Origin of the sequence: Parasaccharibacter sp. TMW2.1890, assembly GCF_023337645.1 — a bacterium.
Classification (GTDB): domain Bacteria; phylum Pseudomonadota; class Alphaproteobacteria; order Acetobacterales; family Acetobacteraceae; genus Bombella; species Bombella apis.
In genome coordinates this window covers 426,854-445,223 of record NZ_NWUV01000001.1, presented here as the reverse complement: position 1 = coordinate 445,223, position 18,370 = coordinate 426,854, and the positions used below count along the sequence as shown (strand labels likewise).

14 protein-coding genes are annotated in these 18,370 nt (G+C 63.2%); 10 read left to right on the top strand and 4 right to left on the bottom strand.

What is annotated here, in order from left to right:
• Positions 1–226 precede the first annotated feature (226 nt).
• The gene (gene secB / locus CPA54_RS01955; protein ID WP_043560554.1) at positions 227–745 is read left to right on the top strand and encodes a protein-export chaperone SecB; all 519 of its coding nucleotides are present in this window, start codon (positions 227–229) and stop codon (positions 743–745) included.
• Between the two features lie 69 nt (positions 746–814).
• Here secB and CPA54_RS01950 read toward each other — a convergent pair whose 3' ends face one another.
• The gene (locus CPA54_RS01950) at positions 815–1,495 is read right to left on the bottom strand and encodes a uroporphyrinogen-III synthase (protein ID WP_249079454.1); all 681 of its coding nucleotides are present in this window, start codon (positions 1,493–1,495) and stop codon (positions 815–817) included.
• A 5-nt stretch (positions 1,496–1,500) separates the two neighbouring features.
• A complete protein-coding gene (hemC, locus tag CPA54_RS01945; RefSeq protein WP_043560559.1) occupies positions 1,501–2,550 on the bottom strand; it encodes a hydroxymethylbilane synthase in 1,050 nt (349 codons plus the stop codon).
• Between the two features lie 69 nt (positions 2,551–2,619).
• On the opposite strand from hemC, the gene tsaD reads away from it, so the two are divergent.
• The 4 genes from tsaD to murJ are packed head-to-tail and all read left to right on the top strand — an operon-like array spanning position 2,620 to position 6,781.
• Complete coding sequence (tsaD, locus tag CPA54_RS01940) at positions 2,620–3,747, top strand: tRNA (adenosine(37)-N6)-threonylcarbamoyltransferase complex transferase subunit TsaD (RefSeq protein WP_154981572.1); 1,128 nt, start codon at positions 2,620–2,622, stop codon at positions 3,745–3,747.
• Positions 3,744–4,715 carry an NAD(P)H-dependent glycerol-3-phosphate dehydrogenase gene (locus tag CPA54_RS01935; protein ID WP_043560562.1) on the top strand — a complete coding sequence of 324 codons (972 nt, stop codon included), beginning with the start codon at positions 3,744–3,746 and terminating at the stop codon, positions 4,713–4,715. Before tsaD ends, CPA54_RS01935 begins: the two co-directional genes overlap by 4 nt.
• 8 nt (positions 4,716–4,723) lie before the next feature.
• Positions 4,724–5,221: a glutathione peroxidase gene (locus CPA54_RS01930; protein ID WP_103765443.1), complete on the top strand. Its 498-nt coding sequence runs from the start codon at positions 4,724–4,726 to the stop codon at positions 5,219–5,221.
• A gap of 3 nt (positions 5,222–5,224) precedes the next feature.
• Positions 5,225–6,781 carry a murein biosynthesis integral membrane protein MurJ gene (gene murJ, locus CPA54_RS01925; protein ID WP_249085437.1) on the top strand — a complete coding sequence of 519 codons (1,557 nt, stop codon included), beginning with the start codon at positions 5,225–5,227 and terminating at the stop codon, positions 6,779–6,781.
• Positions 6,782–6,799: 18 nt separating this feature from the next.
• On the opposite strand, the gene CPA54_RS01920 is transcribed toward murJ, so the two are convergent.
• Entirely contained in the window at positions 6,800–7,267 is a 468-nt protein-coding gene (locus CPA54_RS01920) for a GAF domain-containing protein (RefSeq protein WP_283163736.1), read from the bottom strand.
• A 185-nt stretch (positions 7,268–7,452) separates the two neighbouring features.
• Between CPA54_RS01920 and mutS the strand changes: the two genes are divergently transcribed.
• Together mutS and CPA54_RS01910 are read left to right on the top strand one after the other, a co-directional pair.
• A complete protein-coding gene (mutS, locus tag CPA54_RS01915) occupies positions 7,453–10,170 on the top strand; it encodes a DNA mismatch repair protein MutS (RefSeq protein ID WP_249085436.1) in 2,718 nt (905 codons plus the stop codon).
• Complete coding sequence (locus tag CPA54_RS01910) at positions 10,160–13,036, top strand: [protein-PII] uridylyltransferase (protein WP_103765442.1); 2,877 nt, start codon at positions 10,160–10,162, stop codon at positions 13,034–13,036. Before mutS ends, CPA54_RS01910 begins: the two co-directional genes overlap by 11 nt.
• 46 nt (positions 13,037–13,082) lie before the next feature.
• On the opposite strand, the gene CPA54_RS01905 is transcribed toward CPA54_RS01910, so the two are convergent.
• On the bottom strand, positions 13,083–15,344 hold the full coding sequence (locus CPA54_RS01905; RefSeq protein WP_249085435.1) for a TonB-dependent siderophore receptor: 2,262 nt from the start codon (positions 15,342–15,344) through the stop codon (positions 13,083–13,085).
• Between the two features lie 205 nt (positions 15,345–15,549).
• Between CPA54_RS01905 and CPA54_RS01900 the strand changes: the two genes are divergently transcribed.
• The 3 genes from CPA54_RS01900 to CPA54_RS01890 are packed head-to-tail and all read left to right on the top strand — an operon-like array spanning position 15,550 to position 18,355.
• On the top strand, positions 15,550–17,004 hold the full coding sequence (locus CPA54_RS01900; protein ID WP_249085434.1) for a PepSY domain-containing protein: 1,455 nt from the start codon (positions 15,550–15,552) through the stop codon (positions 17,002–17,004).
• Positions 17,001–17,321, top strand: coding sequence for a hypothetical protein (locus CPA54_RS01895; protein ID WP_043560575.1), 321 nt, complete (start codon positions 17,001–17,003; stop codon positions 17,319–17,321). The genes CPA54_RS01900 and CPA54_RS01895 overlap by 4 nt, the downstream gene beginning before the upstream one ends.
• Entirely contained in the window at positions 17,318–18,355 is a 1,038-nt protein-coding gene (locus tag CPA54_RS01890) for a hypothetical protein (RefSeq protein ID WP_086431090.1), read from the top strand. Before CPA54_RS01895 ends, CPA54_RS01890 begins: the two co-directional genes overlap by 4 nt.
• The last annotated feature ends 15 nt before the right edge of the window (positions 18,356–18,370 follow it).

Below are 18,370 nucleotides of genomic sequence, written 5' to 3'. Positions count from 1 at the left end.
ATCATGCCCTAAAGGTAGGCCGCCCCGTCGGCAATCTCAAGAGTGACCACCCTCTCGCACCGCAGCAGCAAAAGAAGAACCGCATCTGCTTGGCCCCTTCTTCAAGACATGCTACCGCCATAAAAGACGTGCGTACGCAGGAGGCGGGCCCATCCCCCCGTCGGAAAGCGGCTTCATCCCTGCGGGCGCCCCATCTAGAGTTACGTTCACGCAAGGATGATCCCGAATGTCCGACAAGACAAACCCTGAGGCCCCGCAGGACAACACCCCTCCCTCCCTGCCGCTGGCCATCAACCTGCAATATACCAAGGATCTCTCCTTCGAAGTTCCCCGTGGTGCGTCAACCTTCACCTCCCTTCAGGCTCCCCCGCAGGTTGGCGTGAACATCGACGTGCAGGCGAACCGCATCGAAAAAGAACAGTCCATCTATGAGGTCACGCTGATCATCCGCACCGAGGCCACCGAGGCTCCGGCAGAAGGAAGCCAGACCCCCGGGCCAGTGGTGTTCATCACGGAGCTCGCCTATGCCGCCATCGTCACGCTGGACAACCCGCCGCAGGAAATCATTGAGCCGATCCTGCTGGTGGAAGTACCCCGCCTGATCTTCCCCTTCGCCCGGGCCATCATCAGCGATGTCACACGGGATGGCGGCTTCCCGCCGGTGGCTCTCCAGCCCATCGACTTTGCCGCTCTGTGGCAGGCCAAGCAGGAGCAGAATTTCCCCGAGCCGGAAGGCGAAGCCTGAAGCCGGGAAACACGCTGTGGCCAGACCACAACAAGGAAAGGCGGACCCAATGAGGGTTCGCCTTTTTTCTTATCCTCTTCCCAGCAGCCTCAGGGGAGGACCAACCTCAACCTGTCCCCACAGGCCGCTCTCCCCGACACGCCCGGCGATGGCCTGGGAGAGACAGATGGCCCTGCAATGGCCAAGCTGCCGGTACAGGTCCGGCGGGCACAGCTCCATGAACAGGGAAACCGTCTCACTGGAATAAAAAAGGACAGCACTCACCTCTTTGCTCGCCAAGGCGGTCCTTGCCGCCGCAGCAAGCTGTCTGACAGGCTGTACCCGATAGGCCTCAACACGCTGCGCCCCCAGATTGGCCGCCAGATCGGCCCCGTAGGGCTGTCCATGCCGCCCCCGCCCGCAGGCCAGCACAAGGCCGGAGCCAGACAACCCCTTCTGGCGGCAGAGCGCTTCCAGACCGGCCTGTGTCCCTGATGCCGCCTCGACACGCCGGAACCCCATCGCCACAGCCCGCTCCGCCGTACGGTGGCCCACTGCCAGCAGCAGCCTGTCACGGTCCTGATGGACCAGAAAAGGCAGGGCCTGACCGCTCGTTACCAGCAGAGCATGACAAGGCCGGTCCGCCATTGGTGGTTCCTGCCGTATGGTCATGACAGGGCTGGCAACAGCCCGCCAGCCCTGCGCCTGCACGGCACCGACTGTCTCGCTCAGCCCCGGCTCAGGCCGGGTTACCAGCACAGTCTGACGCATGGTCGTTATGGCTGGACGATCTTCGCAAAGATGGCAGGAGGTGTATCCCGCCGCAGCTCACAGGCCAGCTCATAGCCCAGACGAGCCGCATCTTCCGGCAGTCCTTCAGTTTCCCGGCGCAGCAGGAAGGTGCCATCTTCGCTGGCCACGAGGCCGGAAAGATGAAGCCGCCCTTCCTTCAGCTGGGCATAACCGCCAATCGGAGTCCGGCAGGAGCCATCAAGTTCCGCCAGCAGGGCACGTTCCGCCGTGGCCACGGCACGGGCCTCCGGGTCCTCAATGGCGGAAAGCAGCTCCCTCAGCTCATGGTCGCTCTCACGTACCGTCACGCCCACGATGCCCTGCCCGGAGGCCGGAAGCATCACCTCGGGGGAGAGCGGCACGTCGATGCGGTCTTCCATGCCGAGGCGTTTCAGCCCTGCGTAGGCCAGCAGCGTCGCATCGCACTGTCCTGCCCCCAGCTTGTCCAGCCGGGTCTGCACATTGCCCCGCAGCAGGGTGAAGCGGAGGTCCGGCCGGACATGAAGCATCTGCGCCTGGCGGCGGACAGACGCACAGCCCACGAGTGCTCCTTCCGGCAGACAGTCGAACGGCCTTTCAGGATCAACCGTCACGCCCCGTTTGCGCAGCATCAGCACATCACGGGCATCCTCACGCTTCATCGTGCAGGCCAGCACCAGTCCCGGCGGCAGGTGGGTCTCAAGGTCCTTGAGGCTGTGGACGGCAAAATCGATCCCGCCCACGGCCAGAAGTTCATGAATCTCTTTGGAGAACAGCCCCTTCCCACCGATCTCGGCCAGACGGTCCTTGAGGTTCAGGTCCCCGGAGGTCTGCATCTGCTCTTCCTTGAAGGCCCCCATGTCCCGCAGAACGGGACAGAAACGGGTCAGCCGGGTCAGGAAGTGCCGCGTCTGCACCAGTGCCAGCGGGGACGCCCGTGTCCCGACCCGCAGGGGAAGTTTGCGCCGGTCCGGTGGAGCCTGCGCATGGGAGCGGCGAGCCGCTTCGGCAGCAATTTTCTGAAGTGCTGCGGAGGAAAAGTTTGAAGCATTCATGGTGTTCCCTCCATAACCGATTCTGGAAGGGGTGTCATGCTCCGAAGAATCCGCCATAATGAACCAATCATGTCTGACATTTCCCACCTGACGCCGCTTCTGGCCATCGAGACCTCATGCGATGACACCGCCTGCGCCATTCTGGACGCCCACGGAGCCCTGCTCGGGGAAAGCGTCCTCTCGCAGGAGGATCATGCTGCCCTGGGCGGTGTCGTGCCGGAGCTGGCCGCCCGTGCCCACCTGAAGGCCCTGCCGGAACTGGTGGAGCTGACCCTCCAGCGGGCCGGACTGGAGCTGGAGGACATCGCCCTTTTTGCCGCCACGACCGGCCCCGGCCTGATTGGCGGGCTGATTGTTGGCAGTTCCTACGCCAAGGGGCTGGCCATGGCCTGCGGGAAGCCTTTCATGGGCATCAACCATATCGAAGGCCACATCCTGACCCCCCGCCTGCCTGCGGCCCTGCGGCCGGATGAAACGGCCCCGGCTTTCCCCTATCTCGCCCTGCTCGTCTCTGGCGGGCACTGCCAGTGCATCACCGTGGAGGATACCGGCCAGTATCGCCGCCTTGGAGGCACGATTGACGATTCCGCCGGGGAAGCCTTCGACAAGGTGGCCAAGATGCTGGGACTGGGCTGGCCCGGCGGCCCGGCACTGGAGAAGCTCGCCAGAGAAGGCGACCCGCAGGCCTACAGCCTGCCTCGCCCGCTGAAAGGCCGCCCCGGCTGCGATTTTTCCTTCTCCGGCCTCAAGACGGCCGTCGCCCGCCACATCGAACCATACGGACGTGAGGCCCTGCCCCGGCAGGTGGCCGCCGACCTCGCCGCCTCCTTCCAGCAGGCCGTGACGGACGTGATGGCGGACCGCATCCTCAATGCTCTGGCTCTGGCACCGCAGGTCACCTCACTCGTGGTGGCCGGTGGCGTGGCGGCCAACAGCGTGCTGCGCCAGAGGCTGGAAAAAATTGCCAGCCAGCACGGGATCACCTTCCTTGCGCCCCCGCTACGTCTCTGCACCGACAATGCCGCCATGATCGGCTGGGCTGCGCTGGAACGGCTGAAACAGGGTGAAGTGCCGGACGACATCACCCTGGCCCCCCGCCCCCGCTGGCCGCTGAGTGAACGCCAGCCCTACCGGCCACAGGCCACACAGGAAACGTCCTCCACCGGACACAGCTCTCTGATGGAACCATCCGCATGACCGTCCAGCCACATATTGCCGTCATCGGTGCCGGAGCATGGGGCATCGCTCTGGCCTGCACCCTCTCCCACATCGCCCGGATCACCCTCTGGACACGCACTCCCGTTCCGGCAGGCATCCGTGCCCTGCCGCACCTGCCACAGGTCACCCTGCCAGAGGCCGTCACCGTCACCAGCGACCTGCCGACGGAAGCCGACATCGTGGTGCTTGTTGTCCCCACGCAGGGGCTGCGGGATGTCACCATGGCCCTCCAGAAGCATCTGAAGCCTGACGTGCCGGTCATCACATGCTGCAAGGGGATGGAGCGGGGCACCTTCCTGCTCCCTCTCCAGATCGTGGAGCAGACCATGCCCGGCCGACCGGCTGCCGTTCTCTCCGGCCCCAACTTCGCCATCGAGGTGGCCCGGGGCATGCCCGCCGCAGCCACGCTGGCCGCGCATGATCTCGCCTTCGTCACGGCGCTGACCGAACGCCTCACCACCCCCACCCTGCGCCTCTATGCCAGCACGGACCCGCTGGGCGTGCAGATCGCCGGGGCGGCCAAGAATGTCATCGCCATCGGGGCGGGCATCAGTGTCGGTGCCGGGATGGGTGAAAATGCCAGAGCCGCCATCATCACCCGTGCGCTGGCCGAAACGGCCCGCCTTGTCGATGCCATGGGGGGGCAGGGCCGTACCATGTACGGCCTGGCCGGAATGGGCGACCTGATCCTGACCGCCACGGGGGCTGGATCCCGCAATTACAGCCTGGGCGTGGCCATGGGGAAAGGCGAGAACATACAGGACATCCTCGCCCAGCGTGACACGGTGGCCGAGGGCGTTCTGACAGCCCCGACATTGCAGGAGCTTGGCCAGCGTTTCGGCATCGAAACCCCCATCATCAATGTCATCACCCGTCTCCTGTCCGGGGAGCTGACCCCCCATCAGGCCCGTGACGAGCTGCTGGACCGCCCCACCCGTTTTGAATAGGCCCCATCATGACCAGCTTTTATGATTTCCGGCTCCCCGCCCTTGAAGGCGGCGAGATTGACCTCTCCCAGTGGCGGGGCCGCCCCGTACTGGTCGTCAACACAGCCTCCGAATGTGGCTTCACCAAACAGTATGAGGGCCTCCAGACCCTGTGGCGTGACATGGGACATTCCACGCCGGATGGCCTCATCGTGCTTGGCGTGCCCAGCAATGATTTCGGCAGACAGGAGCCGGGGACATCGGAGCAGATCAGCCAGTTCTGCCAGCGTCGTTATGGCGTGAGCTTCCCTCTGGCAGCACGCTCCGTCGTCCGGGGAACGGAAGCCATTCCGCTGTTCCACTGGCTGGCGAAGGAAGGAGGCTTCCTCTCCCTGCCCCGCTGGAATTTCTACAAATATCTCATCGACCGTCAGGGAAAGCTGCACCGCTGGTTCACCCCGCTGACAGACCCCCAGGCCCCCCGCCTGCTGGAGGAGATCCGCCGGGTAAGCCGGAAACACGCCTGAACGATGCTGCGTCACCTTCTCACCGTTGGCAGCTGGACCATGCTGTCCCGCCTGCTGGGGCTGGTGCGGGACCAGCTTCTGGCCATGTTTCTGGGGGCCGGCCCCGTGCAGGATGCGTACCAGATCGCCTTCCGCCTGCCCAACATGTTCCGCCGCCTCTTCGGAGAAGGGGCCCTGAACGCCGCTTTCGTTCCGCTTTTCACATCCCGTTATGAGAAGGAAGGCCCACCGGCTGCCCTTCTGCTGGCCGGGCAGGCCTTCTCCCTCCTGCTGCTCTGGCTGAGCCTGCTGACCATTCTGGCAGAAATCTTCATGCCGTGGGTGATCGACCTCATCGCCCCCGGCTTCCGCTCCCACGGCACGGGCCGTTTCGCCATCGCCGTGCAGCTCACCCGCATCACCATGCCCTATACGGTGCTGATCTGCGGGGCAGCCCTGGTCGCCGGCATCCTCAATGCCCGCAACCATTTCGCAGCCGCCTCGGCGGCGTACATTTCCTTCAACATCGTCGGGATCGCCGCCATTCTTGTGGGGGCCTTCTGGGGGCACCAGCATGTCGCCCCGACCAGCGCATGGGGCATCACCCTCTCCGGTATCGCCCAGCTTGCCGGGCTGCTCTGGGCAGCCCGAAAGGCCGGACTGACGGTGCCACTGGTCCGCCCGGCGCTGTCGCCCGACATCCGGCTGCTACTCCGCCGGATGCTGCCGGGGCTGGTCGGCTCCGGCGTCACGCAGATCAACCTGACCATCGACACCATCATCGCCACCCTGCTGCCAACAGGCTCCATCTCGTGGCTCTATTTTGCGGACCGGGTCAACCAGCTTCCTCTTGGCGTGCTGGGGGCGGCCCTCGGCACGACGCTGCTGCCGCTCTTCACCCGTCACGTCGCTGCCAATGACCGCTCCGCCCTCCAGACCAGCCTGAACCAGGCCCTGAACTACGCCCTGCTGCTCAGCCTCCCCGCCATGATCGGCCTGTTCAGCCTGGCACCGGAGATCATGGCCACCCTGTTCGGCTATGGGCATTTCACACCCCATGACGTGCAGAATTCCGCCGCAGCCCTCCGCATGTATGCGCTCGGGCTGCCCGCCTTCATCATCATCAAGCTGCTGGCTCCGGCCTTTTTTGCCGAAGGCGACACCACGACACCGGTCCGCATCGGCTTCGTCACGATGGGGATCAATCTGGCCCTCAACCTGCTGCTGTACCGCACGCTGGCCCATCTGGCTCCACCACTGGCCAGCACGCTGGCCGCCATCGTCAACATGGGGGCACTGGCCCTGCTGCTCTGGAGACGGGACTCGTTCCGCCCCACCGTCACGAGCCTGTCACGGGCCATCCGCATCATGGTGGCCGCTCTCATCATGGGCGTCTGGGCCTGGGGCTGTGCCCGCTTTCTGGCCACCGGCCTGTCGGAATGGCACGCCCTGCCCCGACTCTGCGCCCTGATCATCCTGATCGGCAGCAGCGCCGCACTTTATGGCGGGCTGCTCGTGGCCCTGCGGGTGCTGGGACTGGAGGAACTCCGTACCCGCCTGCTCCGGCGTTTCAGGCGCTAGGCAGGCGGAAAAACAATTTCAGAGATGCGATTCCAGAAGCCGGACAAGGGCTTCCAGCTGTGCCTGATCTTCTGCCGAAAAGCGATTCTTCACGGGGCTGTCGATATCCAGCACGCCATGCACTTCCCCACCCTTCATGATGGGCAGGACGATCTCCGATTCCGAGGCTCCATCACAGGCGATGTGACCGGGGAAGGCATGAACATCCGCCACCCGCTGCACGGCCCGTTCTGCCACGGCAGCCCCGCAGACACCCTTGCCCACGGCAATCCTCGTGCAGGCCACCCGGCCCTGGAACGGACCAAGGACCAGCTCACCACCTTTCATCAGGTAAAAACCGACCCAGTTGACCTGCGCCATCGCCTCGAACAGCAGGGCAGCAATATTGGCCAGATTGGCGATTTCGTCCCGTTCGGCTTCCAGCAGTCCCTGAACCATCGGGAGAACATCTTCAAAAACAACATGATTTTCCGGTGCAGTACTCATGAGGCCACCATGCCGCCCCGGGGCAGGTTGTGGCAAGGGAAACCACTCTACCCTGCCCTGCCATCATGACTCTGGCCTTCCCCTCACCATTTCATGATAATAAGAAGCATCGCATCTCAACTTAACCTTCTATTAATCTTCATGGGCTGCCCAGCCACGACAAAGCGGTGAGGTCTTTTTTCTGCATGGTCGACCAGAAACCATCCGTCCCTCCCATTCCCCCGCAGGTAACGGGGAAGGTCACGCCGACCATGGAGCAGTGGTTCACCCTGAAAAAGCAGGAACCTGATGCCCTGCTCTTCTTCCGCATGGGAGACTTCTACGAGCTTTTCTTTGGCGATGCCCATGCGGCCGCCCTTGCGCTGGACATCACCCTCACCCACCGGGGAACTCATGATGAGGAACCCATCCCCATGTGTGGCGTGCCCGTGGGCACGGCGCAGGTCTACCTCTCCCGGCTCATCCGCCGGGGCTTCCGGGTGGCCGTGGCCGAACAGACGGAAATCCCCCGCAAGGGCCAGAAAGGCCCGCTCCGCCGGGAAATCGTCCGTGTCATCACGCCCGGTACCCTGACGGAAGATGAGCTGCTGGAAGCCGGACGGGCCAACACGCTCCTGGCCATCGTCGCCCCGGACAGACGCCGCAGGCACTGCCTCGGTGCGGCCTGGATCGACATTTCCACCGGTACGCTGGAACTGCTCCGGCTGGAGGCAGACACCCTGGCCGAGCTGCTGGCCCGCCTCTCCCCCTCGGAAATTCTCTCCGACCCGGCCCTCATCCCGGCGGACCATGCCGGAATCATCACCCCCTCCACGGCCTCCCCCAGCCGGGAGGCCGCAGAACGCACCGTGACAGACGCCTATCAGGTCGCCCAGATGGATGCGCTGGGGGATTTCCGGGATGAACAGATTATCGCCTGTGCCGTGCTGCTGGACTATGTCCGCCGCAGCCAGGCGGGCAGGCTCCCCCGGCTGGCCCCTCCCATCGACCACGGGCTGGACAGCATCATGGGGCTGGACCCGGCCACCCGCAGCAGTCTCGACATTCTCCAGTCCCGGGATGGCGGCAGCAGGCACACGCTCTTCACCAGTGTCAATCAGACAGCCACAGCGGCCGGTACCCGCCTTTTGTCCCACTGGGTCAGCACCCCCAGCACGGACCTCACCCTCATCACGCAACGGCAGGAGGGCTGGAGCTGGCTTCACCAGCATCCCCAGCCCACGGGAACATTGCGGGACATCCTCCGGCAGGCTCCCGATTCCGCCCGTGCCCTGGGGCGCATCTCCAGCGGCCGTCCCCTGCCACGGGACCTTGCCGCCATCCGGGACACGCTCCGGGCAGCGGATCAGATCACCGGGATACTCGGCGGACTGACAGAAACCGGCATGCCCGAGCGCATCCGCCATGTCGGAGCCAGCCTGTACGGGCGGGCCGACGCCCTGCTGGAACGGCTTGAGGCCGCCCTCAACACCGAGCTGCCCGTCAAGATCGAAGATGGCGGGGTCATCGCTCCCGGCTTTGATGCCGAGCTGGACCGCCAGCGGGACCTGCGGGACAACAGCCGCCGCCTGATCGCCCAGCTGCAGGTCCGCCTGTCGGAAGACTATGAGATTTCCAGCCTGCGCATCCGCCATCACAACCAGCTCGGCTACGTCATCGAGGTTCCTGCGGCGGCAGGCCGGAAACTGCGCCAGCATGAGGGGCTGAGCCTGCGGCAGGGCACGGCGAGTCTCGCCCGCTTCTCCAATGAAGAACTCTCCTCGCTCAACCAGGCCATTCTGGAAGCGTCGGAAAAAGCCGACGAGCTGGAACATCACCTTTTTGCCGACCTGGCCCAGCACTGCCTCAACACCCCTGCCCTTGATGATGTCGGCCGTGCCCTGGCCGAGCTGGATGCGCTGATCTCCTGCGCCCGCATCATGGACCGTGGCACATGGTGCCGCCCCACCATGACGGACGGGCAGGACTTCACGCTCCGTGCCTGCCGTCACCCCGTGGTGGAAGCCGCCCTGCACGACCAGGCCGCCCATGACACGGCCTTCATCGCCAATGACTGCACCCTGCCACCGGAAAAACACGCCATCCTGCTGACAGGCCCCAACATGGCCGGGAAATCGACCTTCCTGCGGCAGAACGCCCTGGCCGTCATTCTGGCACAGGCCGGACTGCCCGTCCCGGCACAGGAGGCAACGATCGGCATCGTGGACCGGCTCTTCTCCCGTGTGGGGGCGGCCGACGATCTGGCCCGTGGGCGTTCCACCTTCATGGTGGAAATGACGGAGACCGCCGCCATCCTCAATCAGGCGGGGCCACGCTCCCTTGTCGTGGTGGATGAGATCGGGCGGGGCACCTCGACGCTGGATGGCCTCTCCATCGCCTGGGCCACGCTGGAGGCCCTGCACTCCCAGCTGCGCTGCCGCACCATCTTCGCCACACACTTTCATGAGCTCGGTGCCCTGCTGGAAACCCTCCCCCGGCTGGCCGCCTGCACCATGGCCGTGCGGGAATGGAAGGGGCATGTCGTCTTCCAGCACGAGGTCCGGCCCGGGCTGGCCCAGAAAAGCTGGGGCCTGCATGTGGCAAAGCTGGCGGGCATTCCAGCTTCCGTCCTCCAGCGGGCACGGGTCCTGCTGGCACGCCTCGAGGGCGAACGGGGACAGACCCGCCAGCCTGCCAGCCTGCCCCTGTTTGAACAGGCCGCCATGGAAACCCCTCCACCGGATGCCCCCCTGCCCACTGGCCATACCTCCACCGACGGACTGGCCACCCTCCATGCCCTGCGTGACGAACTGGCAGGGCTGGACCCGGACTCCCTCTCCCCCCGGGAGGCCCATTCAGCCCTCTATCAGCTGAAAAGCCTGATGGATGGCCTTGCCAAAAAGGATGTTGCGGATGCAGAATGACGCAACGGGTACCCTGCAAAACCTGCCAGAGCCTGCCGCCAACAAGAGAGCTGTCATGTCTGCTCCCCTCACCTCCACCCCTCCATCACACATGAGCCAGGCCTGGCAGCCCGTCGTGCCCCGCCAGGAAGCCCTGGAACGGCTGAGAACAGAACTCGGCCTGCAACGGGAGCGTATCCGCCAGCAGTTTGAAAAACGGGAAACGAGCGGTGTGGAAACAGCCCGCAACCTCGCCCTGCTGATGGACCATGTCATTGCAGAACTGGCCCGCCATGCCGGGCTGCCCTCTGCCCCACAGGAAGATGGAACAGGTGAGGCCTTCTGCCTCTGTGCCACGGGCGGACATGGTGCGGGGCTGCTGGCCCCCTTCAGTGATGTGGACCTGCTCTTCCTGACCGAGGCCCCTCCCTCTGCGAACCTCATCAAAGCCATCGAGTACATCCTCTATACACTGTGGGACCTCGGGCTGCGGGTCGGCCATGCCACACGCACCATCGACAGTGCCATGGAGATGGCCAGAACAGACCAGACCTCCTGCACGACCCTGCTGGACATACGCCCTCTCCACGGACAGAAATCACTCGTCCTGGCTCTCCAGGAAAAGCTGGAAGCCTATCTGAAAGGCCCTGCACTGGAGCGCTTCGTCCTCCAGGCCATCACCCAGCGGGAGGAGCGGCACCAGAGGTTTGGTGATACACCCTATCTGGTCGAGCCACACATCAAGGAAGGCAAAGGCGGGCTGCGGGACCTTCAGGTCCTGAACTGGATTGGCTATGCCGTGCTGGGAAATGGTCTTTCAATAAAATCCAACCTCCAGCGTGCCCAGGGGCTGGCCCCGGCCTGTACCCTGCTCGGCCTGCTGACACAACGGGAAATATCCCGTACCCGCAGCCTCTGGAACTTCCTCTGGACGGTGCGGCTCAACCTTCATTACATCACCGGCCGGAATGAAGAACGTCTGACATTTGATGTCCAGCCCATTATCGGGGCCAGGATGCGCTATGGCAATCATGGTCATCAGCGAGGGGTGGAGCGCTTCATGCGCCACCATTTCCTCATGGCCCGGGCCGTGATGCGGCTGACCCATGTCTTCCAGCCTGCCATCCTTCTGCACCTGCGCAACCAGCTCCAGCAGCGCCCCCCGCGGGTGGAACCGGGGCCAGACGGATTCCAGCGCATTGATGGCTGCCTCAGTTTCCCCAACCCGCTAGCCCTTGTCCGGGAACCTGTGACCGTCCTGCGTTTTCTGGACTGTGCACGCCGCCATCAACTGGCTCTGCACCCTGCTGCCATACAGCATATCATCCGTTTTGAACGGCACAGCGCCTTCCTCCGCCATGATGATGAGGCCTCCGCCCTCTTCATCAGGCTGCTCTGCGAACCGGCTGCTGAACTTCCGGCACCAGGCACAGCTACTGTACCGGAGCAATATCCCGAGCAGTGGCAGGACCGCCTCTTCTGGCTGCCACTGCTCAACGAGACGGGCATCCTCTCCCATCTCCTGCCTGGCTGGTCCCGCATCCTCGGCCGGACGCAGTTTGATGGCTATCACATCCATACCGTGGATGCCCATACGATCGAATCCGTCCGTGTCCTGCGGATGATCGAGCAGGGCCGCATGACGGACGAGCTGCCGCTGGCCTACAGGCTGGCCCGCACCATGACACAGCGGCCCCTGCTCTATCTGGCCACCCTGCTGCATGACATCGGCAAGGGACATGGCGGGGACCATTCCGAAATCGGGGCCGACATCGCCACCACCATCTGCCAGCAGCTCGGCTTCTCCGCCAGCGACACGGACACGGTCTCCTGGCTGGTCCTGCACCATCTGCTACTATCCCGCACCGCCTTCAGCCGGGACATTGACGACCCCCAGACCATCCTGGACCTGGCCGACATCATCCAGTCACCCAAGCGGCTGCGGATGCTGCTCCTGCTCAGCATTGCCGACATCCGGGCCGTTGGCCCACGGGCATGGAACGCATGGAAGGCCACCCTGCTGGGCCGCCTCTATACCCGCATAGCCGATGTGCTGGAAGGCGGCCTGCAGGCCCGGGAAGATGATGAACGGGTGGAACACAACAAGGCCTTCGTCCGGCAGGAGCTGATGGACAAAGACATGGCCCCCGCAGACATCGCCTCCTTCATGAAGCTTGGCAGCCCCGGCTACTGGCTGAGCTTCGACCCGCAGAGCCATGTCCGCCATGCCGGATTGATCAGCCAACACCGTGAGGACGGGCGTGACAACGCCATCATCATGGACATCGTCCCCCTCCCGAGCCGGGGAATCACGGAGCTGACCGTCTTCTGCAAGGACAAGCCGGGCCTCTTCTCCCGCATCACGGGGGCACTGGCCCTCTGCGGGGCCACCATCGCCGATGCCCGCATCCATACGCTCCACAATGGCATGGTGCTGGACACATTCTGGTTCCAGACCCCCCACGGCGAGGCTTTTCTGGAGCCGGAACATGTAGAACGCCTGCGTGAGACAATCACGCAGGTCATGGAAGGGGATGTCAATCTGGACGAGACGCTCAGTGCCGCCAGCTTCCCCCTCGTCCGGCGGCTGGAAGCCCTTCCCATTCCCTCCCGTGTTCTCATCGACAATGATGCGTCAGAAAATCACAGCATCGTCGAGGTCAACGGGCGGGACAGACCGGCCCTGCTGTACAACATCACCGCCACGCTCAGCCGCCTGAAGCTGCACATTTCTTCCGCCCATATCATGACCTACGGGCTGCGGGCCGTGGACGTATTCTATGTGACGGATGCGGAAGGTCACAAGCTGGCAACGCCAGAGCAGGAAGAGGCCCTTCAGACGGCCCTGCTGGAAACGCTCCGCCACACGGAGGCGGACATCTCCTGACGGGAACAGGACCGTGCCTGCATGGCATGGCCCCGTCCGATTCGACTCACATGTCGGTCGAGAAAGACGCCTTGAAGGTCCGTGGCAGCCCCTGGGTCAGATAACCGTTCACGCTGCTGAACGCCGTGTAGGATGAAGCCCAGTAATGGCTGTTGGTGAGATTTTCCACACCAAAACGGAAGGTCATCGGGCGTTTCGGTGTCATCATGAAAGTGTAGCGGGCACCGAGATCGTAGGTCGTCCAGTTCGGAATCCGCAGGGAATTCTGGACATTGACCCACTGATGGCCCGTATGGGTGACACGCCCCGTCAGGGTCATTCCCTTCATGAAGGGAATGTCATACTCCAGATTCCCGTTGATCGTATAACCGGGAATGCCGACAGCCCTGTTGCCGACATAGTCCCCCTTGACCTGCTTGGCCTGGATGAGGGCACTGCCCCCGTTGAAGCGCAGCCCGTGAATGATCTCACCATTGACGTTCAGCTCGATGCCCTGATTGCGCTGCCTGCCACTGGCCTTGAATATCTGTTCCGTCCCATAATCCTCGACCAGCCCTGTCGGCCGGTCCAACCGGTAAAAGGCCAGGGACGCACTGAAACGGCCAATGTCATATTTCCCGCCAACTTCATACTGGACGGTCCGTGTGGGTGACAGGAACTGCTGCGCATTGACCAGATTGGGATACAGGGAACTCCGTGCCGGGGCCTGAAGCCCCTGGTTCAGCCCCTCCACCCGGTTGAAATAGAGAGAAGCATGGCGGGCCACATACACCACCAGCCCAACCACAGGCGTGATGGCATCCCGGGAATAATGGGTCGGCGTGTACTGGTAGCTGTTCTGGAGAATATGCTGGTACCGGAAGCCTCCCGTCAGGGCGATGCGGTCATGCCAGAAAGACATCGTATCCGAGAAGAACAGGCTGTAAAGCTGCGTCTTCGTGGCTGGCGTTGCCGAAACGTGATGGACCGACACCGGCTTGGCCTGGACCCCGGGAGCATACAGGCTCGTATCGCCGACCATTCCGCCCGCATAGCCCGTGGAGGCCTCCGACCACAGGGCCGACCCACCGGCATTGACCTCATGCTTCAGGAAACCTGTCCTGAAATGCGCCCGCACGCCACCCCGGGTGCTTTCATTGGTCTGCTGGTAGGGGACGTAGGACCCGTATCCGAAGCCGGTGCCCTTCAGCCCGTCCGAGACATAGACCGTATCGTAATTGCCTTCCTCATGGCCTGTCATGCCCCCGAACGTGCCATAGAGCATGACATGGCTGTTCAGGTCATGCTCGACATTGAGCAGCCCGAACACATAGTGCATGTCCTCATAGCTCCAGCCCTGGCTCCAGTTGCGCCCCGGTCTCGTGGGTCTGGGAACGGCCGTCAGACCGGAATTCAGCACCACGGACCCCCGCCCCTGCTGGACGTTCTGGTTCTGGTAGTTGATGTCGAGGCTGATCCGGGTATCGTCATTGTGCCAGTCCGTATCCAGGCCCAGCGCAACGGAATGACGCCGCTCACCGGAAATGGAGGTCTGGCCGTCCATGCCCGCCGCATTGAAACGGATGCCGAACTGGTCATTCCTGCCAAAGCGACGCCCCACATCCAGACTGCCGCCTCCCTGACCCCTGCTGGTATAGTCGCCCGTCAGACGGGCAAGCGGTTCGCTCCCCGCATGTTTGAACTGGAGGTTGATGTTGCCACCGACCGACGTTCCCCCCGGAGCGGCCCCGTTGATGAAGGCACTTGCCCCATTCAGCACCTGCACCGAATCATAGAGCTGGGGAGAGATCAGCTGGCGGGGGCTGATTCCATACAGGCCGTTGATGGCCACATCATCCCCATAAACCGGCATCCCCCGGATGATGAACGTCTCCGAGAAATTGCCAAAACCATAGGTCGTCCGCACGGACGGGTCGTTCTGAAGCACCTGCCCCAGTGTCTGGGACTGCTGGTTCAGGATCATGCTGGACGTATAGCTGCGCAGGTTGAAGGGCAGGTCCAGCCCCTTCTTGTTGCCCAGCACGCCGGCCTGCCCGCCCAGCTTCACTTCCATCTGCTCCCGCCGCCGTGCCTTGACGAGGATGGTTTCCACCGGGGGTGCGTCCGCCTGCTGACGGTCCTTTCCGACGCTCTTCTTCCTGATGTCAGCCTTGCCGTCCGGCTGGCCGGGCCGGGCCATCTGGCCCTTTGCCGTCTGTTCTCTGCCCTCATCTCCGGCAGCCCAGACGGGATGCCCCGTCAGCATGCTGCCTGCCAGAAGGCACCAGAGAGTGACGGTTCTGCGGGAAAAACGGAAAGGAATAACCATGCGTGCCCATCCTGAACTGTGAAACTGAATGAGTGCCGCTTTATATGTTAACGATAATTATTCTCAACTTTTTTCATAAAAAAAACCTTTTTTCTCTTACCGTTTTTTATACCCCTGTCATTTTTGCGTCCTGCCCCATTTACAGAACTGCCAAAACCTCGTAATAAATGAGAATCATTCTCATTTATGCCGTGTTGCGTCCATCATGTCTCCAAGGCTCCGCACCGCACTGCGCCTTTTCCATCGCTGGATCGGCTTCCCGGCTGGCCTTTTCCTGTTCGTTCTCTGCTTCACCGGCTCGCTGGCCTGTTTTTCTCCGGAAATACAGGGCTGGATGCAGCCCCGCACCGCCCTCCACAGTCCCCTGCCCGCCATGACACGCACCGGCCTGCTGAAGGCCGGACAGAATCTGAAGACACAGCTCGACACGGGCATCTTCGCTTTCCTGAAACTTCCCTCTCCACGGGACCCCGTTTTCCGCCTCTGGCACTATGATGGGCGCATCTTCCTCGGCCCGGCCCTTGCGCCTGACACGGGCCTGCCGCTGACAGACCATGACGTCACCGGCGGCACGTTTTTCGTGACCCTCCATGCCAGCCTTCACCTGCCCAGCCCATGGGGGCAGATACTGACAACCACCGTAGGCATCGGTCTGCTCGTGACACTGTTGACCGGCCTGTGGCTCCAGCTGCGCCGCTTCCTGCCGGACCTGCTGCTTTTCCGCCCCCGGGCTGCCTCCCAACGCCGCTGGCTGGACCTGCACCTGCTGTGCGGCACGCTGAGCCTGCCCGTCCTGTTCATCATCGGCCTGTCCGGCGTGGTCCTGCAGTCCCAGAAGCTCATCCACATGATGAACCCGCCGCATCACCCCGCAGGCCATGCCAGTCGCCATCAGGCCCACACAGCCATACCACCGTTCCTGTCTCCCGCCATCATCAGCAGCCTGACCGAAAACGGCCTGCGGCAGTGGGGCACAGTAGCAGATGGATTCTTCATGCAGACCGGCAGGGAAATCGGCCTTTATGGCCCTGACACCCCGCATTTCTGCCTCCAGAGGCAGGCCCTGACACCTTCCCACCCCACCCTGCCGCCCCGGTCCGTCTGCCCGACCGTACACAGCTTCTTCGTGGGACTGCACAACCTGCGCTGGGCCGGACTGGCAACACGCTGGTTCTACTGCTTCAGCGGTCTGATGGGCTGCATCATCATCGGGTCCGGCCTGGTCCTCTTCCTGCAGTCGGAAAGGAACAGCATCGCCCATCACCCTGTTTCCTCCACAATCCGGCAGCGCCTCCAGTGCAGTCATGAGGCCGTCACCATCGCCACCACACTGGGGCTGCCCCTGGCCACGCTGGCCCTGTTCTGGAGCACACGCCTCCCCACGCCGTTTTCCCTGTCGCCCATTCTCTGGGAAGAAAGTGTTTTCTTCGGTCTCTGGAGCCTCTCACTGCTCCATGCCTTCATCATCAGACCGGCAACCTGCCAGCAGCTCGCCCTTGTGGCTGTTCTGGGTACTGGCACTACAGGACTCGACCTGCTGACTCGCCCTTTTCATACGGGGCGACCTCTCCTCTTCGGCGCCGTGGACCTTCTGGCAGCCTGCCTTGGACTGGCTGCCCTGTCCGTTCTTCTGCATCTTTTCCGAAAGCAGGCGGCATGATCATCCTGTTCCTCATGGGCCTCTGGGCTGCTGTCTGGCTGCTCCATCTCAACAGACTGCCCACCTACAGGCGACAGAATCCCTGCCATCTTCCCCCTGCCGGAACGCTACAGACGCTTCTCCGCCTGGCCCTGCCTGCCGCCGGCCTGACCGGAGCCTGCCTTCTGGAAGGACTGGACGGACTGTTCCTCTGGGCCTTCACAGCTCCAGCCACGGGCTTTCTGCTCGGCCTGACCCTCCCCCATCTGCCACACTCACCAGCTCCCAAAGGCCGGAACTTGCAAAACCATCGGGGAACACCCAGATACCTGCCATGAAAATACGTCTGTCCTCACTGCTGACCTCAGCCCTTATCATGTCGGCCGCCGTTCTGGGGCTCAGCCCCGCTGCCAGAGCAGACCGCCCCTGGCAGGACGCCCATGTGCAGGCCCGGATTGTTGGCGAACATGAGCTGAGCCTGCCGCTGGCCCCCTCGCTGAATTCCCTTCCCGATGGGTCCCCCTTCGCCTTGGGTATGACGGGCAAGATCTATCGTCTGGACCCCGTGGACAGCCGCCTCACTCTCCTGATGGACGAGTTGCCCGCCATCACGGCCCTGACGGCGACATCCCAGGGCCTCTGGGCCGTAACACAGGCGCCCACGCCCGCACTGCTCAATATCGCACCGGATACAGGGGTCATCCTCAACCATATCGGCTTCAGCAACGCCCTGGCCGTCGGCAGCCACATTTCGGCCCTTCAGGTCACGGACAGCAAGGCTTTTCTGGTCGATGACGGCGTTCCGGCTTTCGTCATCATCGACCTCAGGAGCGGTCATGCAGAGCGTCTGCTGGAAGGCGCCCCCTCCCTCAGCAGCCATGCCCCTCTCATCCGACATGGCCAGCCCGTCACGACGGCACAGGGGCAGCCCAAAACGGGGGGCAACGTACGCTTCCTTCTACTGGACCACGGCAAAAACTGGCTATTTTATCAGACCCCGACAGGACCACTTTACCGAATCGGAACTGACATTCTGACCGATTCCAGCCTTGGCCCGGCGGAACGGATAGAAGCCATGACAAACTGGCGCCGTACCCCCAGCCTTGGCGGCATGACCATCAGCCGGGATGACACGATCTACATGATCGACATCGAACATGGAGACCTGCTCGCCTTTGGTGCCGACCGCCTGCCCTGGCGCCTGCTTCATGATGAGAAACTCTATGATGCCCAGGCCGTCACACTGCTCAAAGGCCGCTCAGGCGTGCCGGGACGGCTGGCTGTCCTGACCGGTTCCGCCATGCCGGAAAACGGCACGAATCCGGCCCCAACAACCAATCACCAGCATCTTCTGGAAATTACCCTGCCCTGATGGCGTTTCGGTGAT

What these genes read in the sequence shown, in the direction of transcription:
- secB (WP_043560554.1), top strand. Translation starts at nt 227, where the DNA reads ATGTCCGACAAGACAAACCCTGAGGCCCCGCAGGACAACACCCCTCCC.
- CPA54_RS01950 (WP_249079454.1), bottom strand. Translation starts at nt 1,495, where the DNA reads ATGCGTCAGACTGTGCTGGTAACCCGGCCTGAGCCGGGGCTGAGCGAG.
- hemC (WP_043560559.1), bottom strand. Translation starts at nt 2,550, where the DNA reads ATGAATGCTTCAAACTTTTCCTCCGCAGCACTTCAGAAAATTGCTGCC.
- tsaD (WP_154981572.1), top strand. Translation starts at nt 2,620, where the DNA reads ATGTCTGACATTTCCCACCTGACGCCGCTTCTGGCCATCGAGACCTCA.
- CPA54_RS01935 (WP_043560562.1), top strand. Translation starts at nt 3,744, where the DNA reads ATGACCGTCCAGCCACATATTGCCGTCATCGGTGCCGGAGCATGGGGC.
- CPA54_RS01930 (WP_103765443.1), top strand. Translation starts at nt 4,724, where the DNA reads ATGACCAGCTTTTATGATTTCCGGCTCCCCGCCCTTGAAGGCGGCGAG.
- murJ (WP_249085437.1), top strand. Translation starts at nt 5,225, where the DNA reads ATGCTGCGTCACCTTCTCACCGTTGGCAGCTGGACCATGCTGTCCCGC.
- CPA54_RS01920 (WP_283163736.1), bottom strand. Translation starts at nt 7,267, where the DNA reads ATGAGTACTGCACCGGAAAATCATGTTGTTTTTGAAGATGTTCTCCCG.
- mutS (WP_249085436.1), top strand. Translation starts at nt 7,453, where the DNA reads ATGGTCGACCAGAAACCATCCGTCCCTCCCATTCCCCCGCAGGTAACG.
- CPA54_RS01910 (WP_103765442.1), top strand. Translation starts at nt 10,160, where the DNA reads ATGCAGAATGACGCAACGGGTACCCTGCAAAACCTGCCAGAGCCTGCC.
- CPA54_RS01905 (WP_249085435.1), bottom strand. Translation starts at nt 15,344, where the DNA reads ATGGTTATTCCTTTCCGTTTTTCCCGCAGAACCGTCACTCTCTGGTGC.
- CPA54_RS01900 (WP_249085434.1), top strand. Translation starts at nt 15,550, where the DNA reads ATGTCTCCAAGGCTCCGCACCGCACTGCGCCTTTTCCATCGCTGGATC.
- CPA54_RS01895 (WP_043560575.1), top strand. Translation starts at nt 17,001, where the DNA reads ATGATCATCCTGTTCCTCATGGGCCTCTGGGCTGCTGTCTGGCTGCTC.
- CPA54_RS01890 (WP_086431090.1), top strand. Translation starts at nt 17,318, where the DNA reads ATGAAAATACGTCTGTCCTCACTGCTGACCTCAGCCCTTATCATGTCG.